The sequence below is a fragment of the Streptomyces sp. NPDC051020 genome (assembly GCF_040683105.1).
GTDB lineage: Bacteria > Actinomycetota > Actinomycetes > Streptomycetales > Streptomycetaceae > Streptomyces.
The window spans coordinates 1-16,833 of record NZ_JBFBCG010000079.1 but is presented as its reverse complement, the minus strand read 5'-3'; the positions used below and the strand labels follow the sequence as shown (position 1 = coordinate 16,833).

The following is a 16,833-nucleotide window of genomic DNA, read 5'->3' as shown; positions in this document are numbered from 1 at the left end:
CACGCAGATACGTTTCCTCTAAAGGGTGGCGACCGGAGACCTTCACCCGCTAGCGTGTTTGACTGAAAAAGAATTTTCGGTAAGGACAAACAACCGCTCCACGGGGGACCTGTGCTTAATCAACCCCCTGTGTGATCACAAGAGACAGGGGTGGGGAACCCGATGGATGAGCAGGACTGCGAAAGCTGTCACTTGGAATCGTTCCGGGAACTGGGCGGATTCAAATTGAAGGTTCAGCTGGCAGCGAGCAAGGCCGAGGTGACGGGGATCCTTTACGAGCACGGCCTTTCCGAAGAGGAATTCTCCGACAGGTTCCCCGAGTTGGCCAAGCTCGTTCAGGATCTGCCGGACGACCCCCCTCACCTGGTCTGACGCTGCGGGACACAGGGAACTTCCAGGCTTCCAAAGCCCGTCACCGCCACGAAGAACGCCTTCGCCCGGGAACCGGATCGTGAAGGCGCACTGACGCAAATCCGGCACCGCAACCAACGGGGGCCGACTGTCTGAAGTTGGCAGCCGGCCCGCCGCTTCCGCTTTCGCTCGAACCCTGACACCCCAGGAGTGCAGAAGCAGTGCGACCTTCATCCTCTTCGGTAATTCAAACAGTACTCGAGCAGTCCGACCGTGTCCTGCAAACGTACGCCGTGGATGCCGGCCTCGTAGCAGAACACGCCAATGGCGAGCGCCGTATCACCCAGGGCGGATATGGTGATCGCCAGCTTTTCGAGCTCATTCAGAATGCGGCCGACGAAATCGCCGACGAGCCGGGCGGGCGCGTCCACGCCGTACTCACGGATGCCTACTTGTACTGCGCAAACGAGGGGAACCCCGTCACTCCCGAAGGCGCGGAAACAATTCTCCGAATGAGCATGTCGAAGAAGCGCGGAGGGCAGATCGGCCGATTTGGCGTCGGCGTGAAGTCGGTCCTCGTGGTGACCGACACTCCCCAATTCTTCAGCCGGAGCGGAAGTTTCGGATTCGACCGCGCCTGGTCGTACGAGCAGATCAAGGCAGTGCCCGGTGTCACGGCACGGTACGGCCCGGAGTTCGATGCCCCCGTGCTGCGCATGGCGCGCCCGCTCGACATGCCGTCCGAGCGCGCCGGCGATCCCGTCCTGAACGAGCTGCTGACCTGGGCTACCACCGTCGTTCGCCTGCCCCTGCTCCGGAAGGCCGACGATCGGCTGGGCCGGGACATGCACGGTGGTCGCGCCAAGAACCACGGAGAGCTCCGGGACGAGTTCCCCGTCGGCTTCCAGCTCTTCTCGCCGCATGTCGCGAAGGTCGTGCTGGAGGACCGCCGTCCCCGGCCCGTTGCCCGTCGGACACTGACCACCCAGCAGGTCGGAGATCTGCACAGTGTGATCGAGGAGCGGACCGGGAAGGCGGCCGCCACCGAAAAGTGGCGTGTGTTCGCCGTCACCCACGAGCCGGGCCCGGCGGCCCGCGCCGACGCCGGTGAACTCCACCACCGGCTCTCGCTCGAACTCGCCTGGGCCGTCCCCGCCCAGGAGAAGGACCCTGAGAGCGGTCTGTACCTCAGTCCGCGCTCGCGCGGTCGTGGCAAGTTCTGGTCCTTCTTCCCGACCAAGTACGAGATGTCACTCAGCGGCATCCTCAACGGCGCCTGGAAGACGAACGAAGACAGACAGAACCTGCTCGACTCCTCCCCGTTCAACCAGGAGATGATCAGGGTGGCGGCCAAGCTGGTCGTCGATTCCCTCCCCTCGCTCGCGCCCTCCGAGGACCCGGCCGCCTATCTCCCGCTGCTGCCGGGCCGCGTCAAGGAGGCGATCAGCTGGGCCGACGATTTCCTGACTCGAGAGATCTGGGCCCGCACCGGGGACCGTCCGTCACTTCCCGACCAGGACGGAGTCCTGCACCCACCGTCCGATCTGCGTATCCACCCACGTCTCGACAAGGACCTGAAGAAACTGTCCGGATGGCTGCGGATGTGGCACGGGTGCCCCGGACGTCCGTCGAACTGGCTGCACCCGAGCGTCGAAGCGGACTCTCTGCGCTCAGGCAAGGTCGAGCACATTCTCGCTGCGGCAGGGCACGGACGGGCCGACGTCCGCGAATGGCTGGAGGCCCTGGTCGCGAACGGCACCCCCGAGACGTCGGCGGTGGCGATCCGAATCATCGCGGACATGGTCGAGTCCCGCTCCCCGTACGCCGAGGAGGCTCGCAAGGCGCACATCGTGCTCACCGAGGAGCACGGCTTGGTCGCCGCCGTGCCCGGCAAGGTGTTCCGCCGCGCCGACCAGGGAGGGCTGCGTGAGTCCATGGTGTACGTGGTCGATGCGCTCGCTCAGGACCCGTCACTGGCACATGCGCTCAACGTCCTGGGTATCCGGGAGGCCGACGTCGAAGGGCGGTTCGTCAGCGTTCTCGACCAGGGCTTCGATCACTACAGCGAATCCGACTGGGAGCGGTTCTGGGAACTGTTCCGCCAGGCCGGGGTGCGGCGGCTCGCCCACAAGGTCCTGGAGCGGGTGCCCGCGCCGCGCTCGACGCTGCGCGTACGGACCGCCGACCGGCGGTTCCGAGCGATCGAGGACTGCATGCTGCCGGGCGTCGTCGTCGACGACAAGCGCGACCGGAGCGTCGCCGTCGACATGACGTTCCACTCCGACGACACGCCCTTCTTCTCCCAAGTCGGCCTTCGGGAGCGGCCTACCGCCGGCATACAGCCCACGACGGATGAGGCCTGGTTCGAGGAGTACCGGGAGGCCGTCCACGCCGCCTACCTGCGCGGCCTGAACAGTCATGCTCCCCGTCCCACACTGAACCGCATGAAGGTCGAGGGAGCCGCGATCGGCGGCCCGCTCCACCTTTTCCGGGCACTGTCCGAGCAGTCTCGCGCGGCCTTCCTGAAGGTGCTCCCCGACGACGCCGTGGTGGACAACTGGACCCGTCAGGTCGGTGCACAGACCAACACCCGGCAGGCCGTCATGTCGCCGATCCGCTGGATGCTGCAGAAGTACGGCTCGGTCGCCACCTCCCAAGGGATCAAGCCGCTCAAGGAAGCCGTCGGTCCCCAGCTCGCCGCCTACCGCGACGTGCTGCCGGTCGCCGATCTCTCCCCCGAGAAGGCTCGCAAGCTGCGCCTGCCCGCTACCGTCGACGAGGTGCCTTCCGACCGATGGAACACGCTCCTCGACGAGGTGTCCCGCAGTGTGGACGACACCTTCGTCGGCGCCACCTACGTGATGCTGACGCGGTTCGAAGCGGACTTCCCCGAGGACTCCCTGACCCGTTGTCGGATCGGCGACACCTGGGGCACCCGCCCCGACGACGAGATCACCCTCGCCGTCGATGCCGCCGAATACCGGGCGCTCCGTGCCGAGCAGTTGCCCGCGCTGCTCGTGCCGACCGCCGAGGACGTCGAGCTGATGGTCGAAAAGTGGGGCATGCTCCGCTACAAGGACGTGATCAGCCGGGAGACCCGCGAAGTGGTCGAGGGCGACGCGGTGCCGCTCGTCGAGCTGTACCCGGGCCTGCGTCAACGGCTGAACAGCGGGAACCGGAACTGTCTGGTGCAGCGCTGCACAGAGCTGGACGAGATCACCCGCACGCCCAACGGCACGCGGGCCGCCCCGTTGAAGGCCGCCCGTCAGGGCGACGTCGTCAAGGTCCACGTCCCGCTGGACCCCGAGCAGATGCTGCTCCAGATCGACCGCGAACTCGGGCTCGGGCTCGGGGCGGCCGGCTGCCGGGCGGTGCTGGAGCATCAGGACCGCATGGCACGCGACAGTGCGATGCAGGCCGCGCAGAAGGCGGTACGCAAGGCCGAGGACGTGGTCTCCAAGATCGAGCTGCTGATCGGCGCGGATGCGCTGCGCGCCGGGCTTCCCGAAGGGTTGATGGAGGCCGAGCTGCAGGCGACCGGCGGCGTGGAGCCGTCCGGGCACCGGATCGCGCAGATGGCGTTCAACGCGCATGGCGACGGCGTGCTCCATCAGCACGCCCGGGACATCCAGGCACGGTTCCCGAACGCGCCGGTCGGTTACACGGGTTCGTCGGCGGCCATCGCTTTCGTCTCAGATCTCAGGCTTCCCGGTTCGTTCGCCGGTTCGCGGAATCCGTCCCCGCCCGTGGCCGAGACCGTCGAAGGTCCTCGGGACTTTCCGATCCTCCACGGCTACCAGGAGGACCTGGTCCGCAACATCTCCACCATGCTCGACCGACTGGCCCCACAGCGCGGCATGCTCTCGCTGCCCACCGGCGCGGGCAAGACCCGGGTCACCGCCGAGGCCGTGATCCGCTGGGTCAAGCGCGTCGGAGACCTCAAGGGGCCGCTGCTGTGGATCGCGCAGACCGAGGAACTGTGCGAACAGGCCGTCCAAAGCTGGAAGTTCGTGTGGAACAAGGTCGGCCCCCAGGGTCCTCTCACGATCAGCCGACTGTGGAACAGCAACGAGGTCGGAGACGTCGTCGACCACCCGCACCTGGTCGTCGCCATCGACGCCAAGCTGGAGCGGTGCCTGGACACCGATCAGTACGCATGGCTGCGCCAGGCCGCGCTGGTGATCGTGGACGAGGCGCACACCGCCATCTCCAAGCGGTACACCCAGATCCTGGGCCAGTTGGGCCTCACCCAGTACGAGACCGAGCGGCACCTGCTCGGCCTGACCGCGACCCCGTTCCGCAACACCAACGAGGAGGAGACGCGTCGCCTGGTCAGCCGCTTCGGCAACCGACGCCTCGATGAGGGCGTCTTCCCGTCCGGTAACCCGTACCGAGACCTCCAGGAGTGGGGCATGCTCGCCCAGGTCGAACACCGCACCCTGGAGGGTGGCCGGATCGAGCTGACCCGGGACGAGAAGACCTACGCCGACCGGATGACGGTGCTCTCGCGCTCGGCGGAGCAACGACTGGCGGACGACCACGAGCGCAGCCGTCGCATTGTCGACTCGGTACTCGAACTTACTGAGGAAGGGCCGACGTTGTTGTTCGCGACCTCCGTGGACCATGCCAAGTATCTGGCGGCCATGCTCAACGATCGCGGTGTCCGATCAGCCGCCGTGGACTCGACCACCAGCACCCAGGACCGTCGCAACCGCGTCGAGAACTTCCGAAACGGTCACATCCGTGTGCTCACCAACTACGGTGTTCTCACCCAGGGGTTCGACGCTCCCGCCACCCGCGCTGTGGTGGTGGCCAGGCCGGTCTACAGCACCAACGTGTACCAGCAGATGATCGGCCGTGGTCTGCGCGGCCCCCGGAACGGCGGCAAGGACAGCTGCCTGATCCTGAACGTCAGCGACAACATCGAAAACTTCGACACCAAGCTCGCCTTCACCCAGTTCGAGCACCTGTGGAGCAGCAAGTGACCGACGCCTACCTCGACAGCCCCCCGCTCACCGACGAGCAGCGGGCCGTTGTCGAGCAGCCCTGGGGCGCCCGCGTCCTGGTGACCGCCGGTGCGGGGGCCGGCAAGACCCACACGCTGGTGCGGCGGCTCGACGCGCTGTGCGGGCACGAGGATCCCGAAGAGGCGCTGGAGGCGTCCGAGATCCTGGTGCTCACCTTCTCCCGGGCGGCGGCCCGGGAGTTGCGGGAGCGGATCGCCCGGCACGGGGAACGTGCGCAGCGGGTGCGGGCGCAGACCTTCGACGCCTGGGCGTACGGGTTGTTGCGGCAGGCGTACCCGGACGAGGACTGGGGTGCGGCCTCCTTCGTCGAGAGAATCGAGGCCGCTGCCCGTGGGGTCGAGAAGGGGGCTCTGGAGGCCGGGGACGCCGTGCCTCCCGCACACGTGGTCATCGACGAGGTGCAGGATCTGCTGGGCGACCGCCGGGACCTAGTGGAGGCTCTGCTCGATCGGTATCAGGGGAGCTGCGGTTTCACCGTGGTCGGAGATGCCGCGCAGTCCGTCTACGGCTTTCAGATCTCGGACCCGACCGAACGTGCCGACGAGACCGGCCGGTTCTTCGACTGGCTGCGCGCCTCGTACGCGGACGACCTCGTCGAGCTCCGCCTCACTGGTAACTTCCGGGCGGCCACCCCGGAGGCCCGGATCGCGCTGGGGCACGGACCTCTCCTGCAGAACGTCACCGATGCCGACGAAGCCGCGGCTCGCTACGAGGAGCTGCGCGATCTGCTCCTCGCCCCGACGAGCGGCATGGGCGACCTCACCGACCCGTTCGCGCTCGACGGACTGCGCGTCTTCCCCGACACCTGCGCGATCCTCGCCCGCGACAACCGGCAGGCCCTCGTCGTCTCCGAGCTGCTTCATGAACACGGCGTGGAGCACCGACTGCGGCGCCCGCTGGAGGACCGTCCGGTGCCGTACTGGGTGGCCGAACTGTTGCGCCGTACCGACTCCGTCACGCTCTCCGAGGATCGGTTCCGCGCGCTTCTCGCGGAGATACCCCTGCCGTACGAGCCGGCCCCGGACACGATGTGGGCCGTGCTGCGCCGGGCCGCCCGAGGCCCCGGACGTGGTGTCCTCGACCTCGGTCTGCTGCGCCGCCTGGTCGCCGATGGACGCTTCCCTGACGAACTGGCCGCCCCGGAGACGGAACGGATCACCGTCTCCACGGTGCATCGCTCCAAGGGCCTGGAGTTCGACCGAGTGATCGTCCTCGCCCCGGCGACCGTCGCCGAGCTGCGCAAGCAGTTCAAGGAGGACCTGGACCTGCCGGCCGAGGCCCGTGCCCTGTACGTGGCCATGACCCGGGCCCGTCAGGACCTGTACCACGCGAACCCGCCCACGCTGCCGATCTTCAAGCGAGCCGGAGGCAGGCCGAACGGCCGCCGGTTCCTTGGCGGTTGGAAGTCGTACGACCGGAGGGGGATCGTCGGCGAGTCCGTCGACGTGTGCGCGGACAACCCTCCCGGCCACGAGTCCGACGCCGTGGCGACCCAGGCCTACCTCCTGGAACACGTCGCGCCCGGCCATGAGGTGGTGCTGCGCAGGCGCCACGACCTGCCGCTCGGCGAGTGGCAGAGCCCGCCGTACGCCCTGCTGCACGGCGGGCGGGAGATCGGCGAGGCCTCGGAGCGGTTCCGGCAGGAACTGTTCCAGGTGCAGAAGGTGAACCGCACGTGGGACCCCTGGTGGCCCGACGAGATCCACGGGCTGCGGGTGGACACCCTGGAGTCCGTCGCGGGGAGCACGGCCGCAGGCGCCAACGCCGGTCTCGGTGACCGGGGCGTGTGGATCGCTCCCCGGATCAGCGGGATCGGAAGGTACCGGCGGGCGAACGACGACGAGGAGCAGCGCGCATGAGCGACACGGAGAACCGGCACGCCGAGCACTACCGGGTCCGGGACGAGGAACTGTTGGTGGGCCTTCGCCGCGAACTCCTCGGCCCCGCCCCGGACGCGCCGCCGGAGGACCGCGAGGAGGTCCTCACCCAGGACGCCCCCATCGACCGCTACCTGACCGGCGTCCTCTACCCGAGGTCGGCGGACGCCGCCGCCGAGCAGCGGATGGTAGAGGACGAGGCCGAACACAAGGGTCTGGACACCGAGCCCGTGCGCACACGCGACAACCTGGAGGAGTCAGGAACCGCGCAGGAGGTCGGCGCCGCCGGATCCCGTCGGCCCTCGTCCATGGGGCTCACCTTCGCGGTCGCCCCGACCATAAGCGGTTCCGTCGTCGTCTCCGCGCGGGCCGCCGCCTACCGGCCCACCGATGCGGACGGCAACCCCGTACCGGCACGGCGGGCCGAGGCCCGCACCACATCCGACCAGCAGGAGCACTGGCGGCGCGAGGAGCTCGCGCTGCCCGACACCACGGTCGACGTGACCACCCCCGCCCCCGACCTGCGATTCGACCTGGCGAAGGGGGTCGCGCTGCGCGTCAACGTCCGTCGTCCCGACAGGGCCACGAAGACGGTGACCCTCACGGTGACCCTGGTCAACACCCACAAGATCGGCGAGCGGGAGCTGCAGGACGCGTTCTCCCTGTTCCAGTGCGGGCTCGTCATCCGTGCGGCGAACGGCTCCAGTGCCTTCGTGGAGCGTCCCGCCCCCGAGGTCGCGCACGATCCCGAGGTCGCCACCAGCCGACTGCTCCACCGGCACGCCCCGACCTTCGCCGTCGGGCACGGATGCGCCGCCGAATGGGACTGGATGCCGCCGCCGATCGGCGTGACGGACTCCGTGCCGGACGGCGGCGTGCCCGAGGTGCGGAGCGAGTTCGTACCCACCGTGGAAGTGCTCCTCACTGACTCCAACCCGGAGATCGACAGTTCCGCCCTGTCCATGATCGGCCTGGCGGAACGCCCCGATGACGAGGTCCTTGCCGCGCTGAAGGCACTCGCAGCGGGCTACGAACACTGGATCGACCGCAAGCAGATCGAGGCCGAAGGCCTCGCTCCGACATACGACAAGGCCGCGGACACCCAGATCCGCGCCTGCCGCGAGGCTCTGGAACGCATCCGCGAGGGCATCGATCTCCTACGCACCAAGCCCGACCTGATGCGCGCCTTCCGTCTCGCCAACCGGGCCATGGCCGAGCAGCGGGCGCGCAGCGCCTGGGTGAAAGGCGGCCGCGTCGGATCCCTCGAGCTGACCAAGGCGTACTGGCGCCCGTTCCAGATCGCCTTCGTCCTGCTCTGCCTGGCCGGCATCGACTCCCCTGAGCACCACGACCGGGACGTCTCCGACCTGCTGTGGTTCCCCACCGGTGGTGGCAAGACCGAGGCGTACCTCGGCCTGATCGCGCTAGCCTCCTTCCTGCGCCGGACGCGCCTCGGAGTGAACGGCGGCGGGGTCACCGTCCTGATGCGGTACACCCTGCGGCTGCTCACCCTCCAGCAGTTCGAGCGGGCCGCGATCCTGCTCTGTGCCATGGAACGGATGCGGCGCGACAACAAGTCGGAGCTGGGCACCGAACCGTTCTCCCTCGGCATGTGGGTCGGCCGCTCCGCCACCCCCAACACCCTGGAGGAGGCGGCCGGCCGGTTGGCCGAGCTCCACAAGGACCTCGACAAGCGCTTCGCCACCGAGAACCCGGTCCAGTTGCACGCCTGCCCCTGGTGCGGCACGCGCCTGGACGCCCGCGCCTACGAGGTCGACGAGGAAGCGAAGCGGATGCACGTCCGCTGCCCTGGCACGGCCTGCGACTTCGCCGACGGACTGCCCGTCCACCTGATCGACGAGGCTGTCTACGACGCGCGACCGACGCTGGTCATCGCCACCGTCGACAAGTTCGCATCCATGCCGTGGCGCCCCGCCACGGCCGCCCTGTTCAACCGTGACGACCCGAGCGACCGTACGCCGCCGCCCGAGCTGATCATCCAGGACGAACTCCATCTGATCTCCGGCCCGTTGGGCACACTCGCCGGCCTCTACGAGACCGCCGTCGACGAGCTCGCCGGGCGCCCCAAGGTGATCGCTTCGACGGCGACCATCCGGCGCGCCGCCCACCAGGGCCGGAGCCTCTTCGACCGTGAGGTCCGTCAGTTCCCGCCCGCGGGCCTGGACTCTCGGGACTCCTGGTTCGCTGTGGAGACTCCTCGCGCGGAGAAGGCGAGCCGCCGTTACGTGGGCCTCCTCGCCCCCGGCACCAGCCAGTCGACGCTCCTGATCCGCACGTATGCGACTCTGCTGCACCGGACGAAGCAGGCGAAGGCCTCGGACGAGGTGCGAGATGCCTACTGGAGCCTGGTCGGCTACTTCAACAGCCTCCGACTGCTGTCGGCCGCCGAACTGCAGGTCCACGACGACGTGGTGGCATATCTGGAGCTTCTCGCCGCGCGAGAGGAGACCACCGTCCGCTCCACCGCCAACTACTCGGAGCTGACCAGCCGCGTCGACGCCAGCGACATCCCGGCCCGTCTCAAGGGCATCGAGAGGAAGCTGCCGGACCCGGACACCGTGGACGTCCTACTCGCCACAAACATGATCGCGGTCGGTGTCGACGTGGACCGGCTCGGCCTGATGGCCGTGATGGGTCAGCCACAGACCACCGCCGAGTACATCCAGGCCACCAGCCGCGTCGGCCGCGCCCACCCCGGCTTGGTCGCCGTCATGCTCAACGCGAACCGCTCCCGGGACCGTTCGCACTACGAGAACTTCCTGCACTTCCACTCCGCCCTCTACCGCGAGGTCGAGTCCACCTCCGTCACCCCGTTCTCCGCCCGGGCCCGCGAACGCGGCCTGCACGCGGTGATCGTCGCGCTGACCCGGATCCTGATCCCGGCGGCCCGCCCGAACGAGGCCGCGGGCCGGGTGGAGTCCTACGAGCATCTGATCCGCGAGGACATCAAGCCGGTGCTCCTCGAGCGTGTCCGCGCTGTCACCCCCGAGGAGACCGAGGCAGTGTCCCGTGCCTTCGACGAGTTCGTCGACTGGTGGCTCGACGAGGCGGACGTGCACAACGGTCTGCTCTTCGAACCGAAGAAGGGCAGACGCAGCCCTTCTCTCCTGAAGTCGTACGACGACGAGATCGAGGATCGCGAGGCCTGGCCCACCCTGTGGAGCCTGCGCGACGTCGACGCCGAGTCCGCCCTGTTCCTGGAGGCAACCCGATGACCCCGCCCCCCGCGCGCCGCCGTCGCTCCGGCATGGACGGCTCCGCCCCGGCCCGCAACCTGCCGCGGCGCGGCGCGGTCCGTCGCGCCCAAGCGATCACCACGTACGGTGTCGGGGCACTGATCGCCGTCGACCATGAGTCCTTCGTCATCTCCGGACTGGACGGCGCCGACGAGCACTGGACCGCGGACGAGGCGCCGCGTATCCACGAGCGCCGGCTCGCCCGCATCCTGGACGTCGAGCACTTTCGGCTGCCGCCCGCCTCCGAGGACTCCAGCAGGGACGGCATCCGTGTCCGCCGCTTTCCCCTGACGCATTCCTGCCCCGAGTGCAACGAGCTGCGCAGCCACCGCGCCTTCAACCCACCGCCCGGCAAGAGCGTCTGCGGTACGTGCGAGGCGGACCTGGTCCCTTCCCGCTTCGTCATCGCCTGCGAGGCCGGACACCTCGACGAGTTCCCCTACTGGCACTGGATCCATCGTGCCGCAGGGCGAGGAACGTCGACCCCGGGACAGTGCGGCGGCACGCTCACACTGCGTTCCTCCGGCCGCAGTTCCTCGCTCCGGTCGATCCGTGTCTCCTGCAGCTGCGGCGTGCCCGAGGTGTCGATGGAGGGCTCCTTCCGTAGGAGCGCCCTCAAGGATCTCGGCCTGCGCTGTCGCGGCACCCGTCCCTGGCTCGGCACCTCCGTCCCGGCCGAGTCCTGCGGCCTCACCCCGCGCACGCTCCAGCGTGGTTCCTCCGCCGTCTGGCAGCCCGTCCTGAAGTCGGCGCTCTCCATCCCCCCGTGGAGCGATGGTCGCGCCGATCCTCTCGCCCCGTACTGGGACCAGTTGCGGAGCTTGAACAGCCAGGCTGAGATCGAGATGTGCCTCAAGTTCGCCTTCGGCGGGGAGTGCCCCGTCCCTCTCGACGAGGTGATGGAACTCCTCGCCGCCGAACAGGAGGAGGACGCCGACGGCGACGAGACCCCCACCTTCGACCACCGCTACCGCGCCCTGCGCAACAAGGAGTACGAACGGCTCCGGGCCGGCAACGACGAGCGCGAGCACTCCCGCAACGAACAGTTCATCTGCGAGACGCCGCTCGGCGACGCGGCCGCCCTCGACGGTCTCGGCGTCACCGGCCCCATGCTGGTCAAGAAGCTCCGCGAGGTCCGCGCGCTGAAGGCGTTCACCCGCCTCGCCGACCCCGACTCGACCACCGAGGCCGACGAGGCCGCGCTCTCCTCGGCACGGCTGAACTGGTTGCCCGCCATGGAGGTGCGTGGCGAGGGTGTCTTTCTCCGCTTGGCCGATAAACCTCTCGCCGCCTGGGAGAAGCTCGCCGCCGTGACCGACCGCGCCGAGCGCATCCTCCGCGCCCACCAGGGTGTGATGGAGCAGCGGGCCTCCGACTCCACCCGGGTGCAACCCTCCCCCGCTACCCCCCGGATGGTGCTGCTGCACACCCTGGCCCACGTGTTGATCAACGAGTGGAGCTTGGACGCCGGATATCCGGCCGCGGCCCTCCGCGAACGCCTCTACTCCGACGAGGAAATGGCGGGCCTGCTCGTCTACACCGCCACGAGCGACTCCGCAGGCAGCCTCGGTGGCCTTGTCGCCCAGGGCGAGCCGGAGCGGCTGGCGGCCACCATACGCTCCGCGATCTGCCGGTCCTCCTGGTGCTCCGCAGACCCGCTCTGCGTCGAAGCTGAGGCCTCCGGAACCGATGGCATCAACCTTGCCGCATGCCACGCCTGCGTCATGCTGCCGGAGACCAGCTGCGAACACAACAACGGTCTCCTCGACCGCGCCCTGCTGATCGGAACCCCGGAGGATCCGTCGATCGGGTTCTTCAGCGAAGCGCTGTCGCTGTGACCGTGAAGTCATCCGGTCTGGCTCAGCTCCGTCTCGAAGTGCGACTGGGCCCGGTCCAGCGCCTCGTCCGGGTCGTATCCGTGGGCCCGTAGCCAGTGGAGGAGGTCGGCGATCAGGTCGATCGCCGCCTCCTGCTGGAACGCAACAGGGACCCGTCCCGTCCCGAGGCCCGGCGCCACGCCTCCCGCATAGAGGGTCAGCCACGCCTCTCCCTTGGCAACCCTCGGGTCGTCGACGTGACCGGCGGACGAGGCGAGTCGGGTGGCCAGGTCGCACCAGACGAGCTTGGAATCCGCCCCCAGGATCACGCCCCACCGTTCCGACACAGCATCCATCAACGCCATCCCGCGCCCCCTCTCGGCGTCCGGGCCGACCGAAAGGAGCGTCGGCAGGGCCCGGGTGTCAGGGTCGCGGAGACCGATGCGCAGATGCGTGTCCCGCATCTCGACCACGAGCGTGCACGGTGTTCCCGCGCCTACATGCCGAATCGCATTCGCCACGAGCTCGCTCACGCAGATCTCGGCGGCCTCGATCACGTCCGGCAGCCCCCACAGCCGAAGGTGCAGCCGCATGACGCGTCTCAGCCCGGCGACCTCTTCAGGCTCCGCCAGGAAGGGCAGCTCCCAGGGCTTTCGCGTCATGCAGCCGTCGATCCCGTTCATCACGAGCACACGCCTTTCACCGGAGCGAGCCCGCGAACTTCACCCACCGTGAAGAACAGTGACTCACAGTCGTCCCGCATTCGAGAATGCCAAGCTCCGATCCCTTCATGCAATGTGCACGGCGAGATTCGCCCCTTCGGGTGATTGGCGGCTGCCGCCCGATCCGATGGGATGGAAACTCCGTTACAAAAAGGGGAGTTGAAGTGTCCGGTTCACCCACAGCGCGTCGCCGTCGACTGGCGATCGAGCTCAAGAAGCTCCGCGACGAGAGCGGCCTGACCTGCAACCAGGTCGGCAAGGAACTCGACTGGAGCGGCTCCAAGGTCAATCGACTGGAGACCGGCCAGGGTCGGGTGCAGCCCTCGGACGTGGACGCTCTGTGCCGCTTCTACGGGACACCCGACGAGCTACGCGACCTGCTGAAGTCGCTCGCGAAGGAATCGAAGACCAAGGGCTGGTGGCACGCCCACGGTGACGCGGTGCCTTCGTGGTTCTCGGTGTACGTGGGCTTGGAACAAGCCGCCTGCAGCCTGCGCACCTACCAGGGAGAGTTCGTCCCCGGCCTGCTGCAGACGCCGGAGTACGCCACCGAGATGAGCCGCGTCACACCCGACCTCCGCCACGAGGAAATCCAGCGCCTCGTCGATGTACGCATGCGTCGTCAACAGCTGCTGACGGCTGCGGAGGGGCCGGACTCCTGGTCCGTGATCCACCAGAGCGCGCTCATGCATGTGATGGGCAGTCGAGAGGTCATGACGGCGCAACTCGAACGTATTCTGAAGATGTCGAAGCTGACGAACGTCACGGTGCAAGTACTGCCGTACGACGCCGGGGCGTACCCCACAACCGGGCCGTTCACCGTGCTCGGCTTCCCCGAGCAGGAGGACCCTGATGTGGTGTACAGGGAGGGTCTCACCGACTCGATCTATCTGGAACTCCCAGCAGATGTCAGTGTCTACACCCGAGCTTTCGACCATCTCAGGGCCCTCGCTCTGAGCCCGCAGAGATCAGCTGCGCTGATCCGTTCCGCCATGGAGGAACACTCACGATGAATCTGCCTCCCACAGTCCCGCAGTGGCGCAAGAGCAGCTACAGCAACGGCGCAGGCGGCGAGTGCGTCGAGGTCGCGGACCTGCATGCAACGGTTGGTGTACGGGACTCCAAGCGGCCTTGTGGGCCCCGCATAGCCGTACGTCACAGCGCGTGGGCAGGCTTCGTCGCATTCCTGCGCACCCAGTAGGTCGGGGTCCGATCCACCTCGCCACCGATCACGTAGCGTCCGACGCTTCAAGCCGTGCCAAGCTCTGCGCCGCCCATCGCGCGTAGGCCACCCCGCATCACGTGCCTCACTGCCCCAGTACGAGGATGAGAGCCGTCCGCCCGCAAGTGGCGGCGGCAGGGGGTACGGCATGGGTGTGCTTAGTCGTCGTGGGGTCATGGCCGGCATGGCCTCGATGCTGTTCGTCCTCTCGCTGTCCGGATGTGTGCCGGGGCAGTACGCGGAGGTGCCGGCCGTTACCGGGGTCTCGTCGGCGGAGATCATCGGGACTTGGCGGTGTATCGATGGCACCGAGGTCACCATGCGGAAAGACGGAACCGCCACCGTGAAGCTTCTCGACGGGCAGGACTTCGACTTCGACAGTCAGTGGCGGATGTCGGGCACCGGGACGTGGGAGCTGACCGACCGCGACATCGGTATGGGCGATGGCCAGCACGTGTCCCTCAGCGTCACTCGACGCACCTCGTCGGCGTGGCGTGAAGCCACGGGTACAGAGGAGGGGGCAGTCGGCTCAACTGACCTCAGGGAGCCCGCCCCGGACACGTACACCTGGACCCTGGAGCTGGAGCGCGGCAAGAAGGGGCTGGCCCTGTATTTCTTCTTCAGCGACCCCGACAACCGCAACACTTACTACCTGGAGAAAGAGCGGTCCGCTGCGGAAAGTCCCGGGCCGTCATCGTCCGCAGTGCCCGCCGCAGGAATGGTTCGGTGGAACTGAAACCCGACGGCACAGGACTGCGTGTCGGCCACAGTCAGCGAACGTCGAGGCGCCGGCGGGCCTGAACGATCACGTGTTGCGCCTCGGCTCCGAGCACGACGGCTTCGCTCAGGAGTCGCGCGACGTCAGAGCTCTGCGTGGCGGCGGGCACTGTCGGCGCACCGCCCTCAGTTCCGGCGCCCTCGTTCGCGACTATCCACCGTGGCTTGACCGAGTCATTTGAATCTTCGCGAACCGCTCGCGCCACGGGATGCGATCAGGCTCCGGTGCGGGGGCGCCGTAGAAGGTCGCGCATGCGGCGGCCTGGCGGCACGGGGCGCATTCCGTCTCGTCTCCCAGGGGGCGGAAGACGTGTTCCTCGCCGGGCGAGGAGCAGACGACCAGGGCGGCGGGCGACGGGAGTTGAGCTGGCGTGGCCGGGGCCGGATCCGCGGGGAGCTTCTGGATGAGGCGGTAGCGCAGGAAGCCGACCGCTGAGCGCACGCCGTCTTCCGGGCGTTCGGCCAGCAGTGCCTGTCGCAGGTCGGACTCGCTCAGCCCGCGCTCCAGCCACTTGACCGCCTCCACAGCCAGTGCGCGGGCCTCGCGTATTCCCAGGTGCAGTTCGCGGCGGGTGTGGCGCAGCGAGAGCAGGACCCGTTCCGCGCGTGCCAGTTGGAGGGAATCAGCCGGCTCCGCCTCCGGCTCGGGATCCGGGTCCGTCGTCGGCTGGGCTTCGGAGGGTGGGTGGGGAGTGGTCTTATCACTGTGGTCTTCTATCGGTTTATAGCCACCGACCGTCCGGGCGGCCGGTTCGCCGACCGTCGGAAACTGCGTACTCGGTGGCGGGGTGGCGGGCGAGGCCCCGCGTAGGCGTTCTGCCTGCTCGTTCGTCAGAGGGGTGTTCGCGACCAGTTGCTCGGTGACCCAGCGGCCTCGACCGCCCTGGCTTCGCCACTCGTGTACGTACCCGTGCGCGACCAGCTGTTCCTTCGCCTTCTGGTACGCGCGGCCCTTGATGCCCAGCTTCCGGGCGAGTTCGCTCAGTGGCTTGCAGGGGGTCTCTTCGGGAAGGCCCTGGACGTACAGGAGCAGGATCTTCGCGTCACTGCTCAGACGCGGATGGCGCACGACATCGTGCGATGCCTTCGTGAAGCGCCGAGACGGGGCGATAGCATGACGCAGCATTTCCGGTGGCCTCTGATTCCACTGGTGATGAAGGCCCTCGGTCGGTGTTGGCGCACCGCCGGGGGCCGCTCCATGTGCGGGTACGCACACAGAGCGTGATGGTTTCGTCACCGTACCGCACTGTCGCCATCTCCCACCATGTGAACGGGACTTCACGCTGCACCCTCGGTGCCGGTGGACTTGGCGCTCTTCTTGACCTCGCGCCGGTCGGGCAGTGTGAAGGTCGCCTCGGCGGTCTACGCCTCGGACATGCCTTGCGCGGACAGACTCGTGGTCACGCGCCACCCGCACCAGATCTGGCGGCGCGTTACGTCACAACAGGGCGAACGTTGCCCGATGCGGCACTGGCCTCACCGTTGCGTTTAGGTACGGCGGCTGTTGGGGCGGAATCGCAAAAGTGCCTTCCCGACCTGGGGCGATGAACCTTGCTGAGGGTTTCTGTCGGTCCAGGCGGAGGGCACTTTCTACGTGCAGGCATGGCCAGGCCTCGGCTCTGCCAGTCGTTGCGGACCACGTACGGGATCTTGAGACCACGAGCAGCCCATGGCAGGCTCATGCCGCGTGATCGATGAATTCGCGAAAGACAACCTGCACGGGAGACTGCGGCGGGACCGCAAGGCGCTGCTCTGGAAACTCGACGGCTTGTCCGAATACGAC

11 protein-coding genes and 1 pseudogene are annotated in these 16,833 nt (G+C 68.1%); 9 read left to right on the top strand and 3 right to left on the bottom strand.

Translation table 11 applies throughout. From position 1 onward, the window contains the following. The first annotated feature begins 162 nt into the window (after window positions 1-162). Window positions 163-372, top strand: a complete 210-nt coding sequence (locus AB0N06_RS30935; RefSeq protein ID WP_366138005.1) for a hypothetical protein — start codon at window positions 163-165, stop codon at window positions 370-372. Window positions 373-581: 209 nt separating this feature from the next. Here the strand turns inward: AB0N06_RS30935 and AB0N06_RS30930 are convergent, their stop codons facing one another. Continuing rightward, window positions 582-782 (bottom strand): hypothetical protein, encoded by a 201-nt coding sequence (locus AB0N06_RS30930; RefSeq protein WP_366138004.1) that lies wholly within the window; start codon window positions 780-782, stop codon window positions 582-584. Between the two features lie 87 nt (window positions 783-869). Between AB0N06_RS30930 and AB0N06_RS30925 the strand changes: the two genes are divergently transcribed. Genes AB0N06_RS30925 through AB0N06_RS30910 form a run of 4 tightly spaced genes read left to right on the top strand, consistent with a single transcriptional unit; the run spans window position 870 to window position 12,350 of the window. Beyond that, window positions 870-5,336, top strand: a complete 4,467-nt coding sequence (locus AB0N06_RS30925; RefSeq protein ID WP_366138020.1) for a DEAD/DEAH box helicase — start codon at window positions 870-872, stop codon at window positions 5,334-5,336. Next, window positions 5,333-7,237, top strand: a complete 1,905-nt coding sequence (locus tag AB0N06_RS30920; protein WP_366138003.1) for a UvrD-helicase domain-containing protein — start codon at window positions 5,333-5,335, stop codon at window positions 7,235-7,237. Before AB0N06_RS30925 ends, AB0N06_RS30920 begins: the two co-directional genes overlap by 4 nt. Continuing rightward, window positions 7,234-10,491 carry a helicase-related protein gene (locus tag AB0N06_RS30915; RefSeq protein WP_366138002.1) on the top strand — a complete coding sequence of 1,086 codons (3,258 nt, stop codon included), beginning with the start codon at window positions 7,234-7,236 and terminating at the stop codon, window positions 10,489-10,491. The genes AB0N06_RS30920 and AB0N06_RS30915 overlap by 4 nt, the downstream gene beginning before the upstream one ends. Continuing rightward, complete coding sequence (locus tag AB0N06_RS30910) at window positions 10,488-12,350, top strand: DUF1998 domain-containing protein (protein WP_366138001.1); 1,863 nt, start codon at window positions 10,488-10,490, stop codon at window positions 12,348-12,350. The genes AB0N06_RS30915 and AB0N06_RS30910 overlap by 4 nt, the downstream gene beginning before the upstream one ends. Before the next feature lie 8 nt (window positions 12,351-12,358). Here AB0N06_RS30910 and AB0N06_RS30905 read toward each other — a convergent pair whose 3' ends face one another. Then, a complete protein-coding gene (locus AB0N06_RS30905) occupies window positions 12,359-12,991 on the bottom strand; it encodes an ATP-binding protein (protein ID WP_366138000.1) in 633 nt (210 codons plus the stop codon). A 224-nt stretch (window positions 12,992-13,215) separates the two neighbouring features. Here AB0N06_RS30905 and AB0N06_RS30900 point away from each other — a divergent pair, with 224 nt between their 5' ends. The 3 genes from AB0N06_RS30900 (at window position 13,216) to AB0N06_RS30890 (ending at window position 15,009) form a co-directional block, all read left to right on the top strand. Beyond that, entirely contained in the window at window positions 13,216-14,064 is an 849-nt protein-coding gene (locus AB0N06_RS30900; RefSeq protein ID WP_366137999.1) for a helix-turn-helix transcriptional regulator, read from the top strand. Beyond that, complete coding sequence (locus AB0N06_RS30895) at window positions 14,061-14,252, top strand: DUF397 domain-containing protein (protein WP_366137998.1); 192 nt, start codon at window positions 14,061-14,063, stop codon at window positions 14,250-14,252. Before AB0N06_RS30900 ends, AB0N06_RS30895 begins: the two co-directional genes overlap by 4 nt. 169 nt (window positions 14,253-14,421) lie before the next feature. Beyond that, a complete protein-coding gene (locus AB0N06_RS30890) occupies window positions 14,422-15,009 on the top strand; it encodes a hypothetical protein (protein WP_366137997.1) in 588 nt (195 codons plus the stop codon). A gap of 192 nt (window positions 15,010-15,201) precedes the next feature. Here AB0N06_RS30890 and AB0N06_RS30885 read toward each other — a convergent pair whose 3' ends face one another. Then, window positions 15,202-16,119, bottom strand: a complete 918-nt coding sequence (locus AB0N06_RS30885; protein WP_366137996.1) for a hypothetical protein — start codon at window positions 16,117-16,119, stop codon at window positions 15,202-15,204. 618 nt (window positions 16,120-16,737) lie between these two features. Here AB0N06_RS30885 and AB0N06_RS30880 point away from each other — a divergent pair. Next, window positions 16,738-16,833 (top strand): annotated as a pseudogene (locus tag AB0N06_RS30880) (type I restriction endonuclease subunit M); the annotation flags it as partial.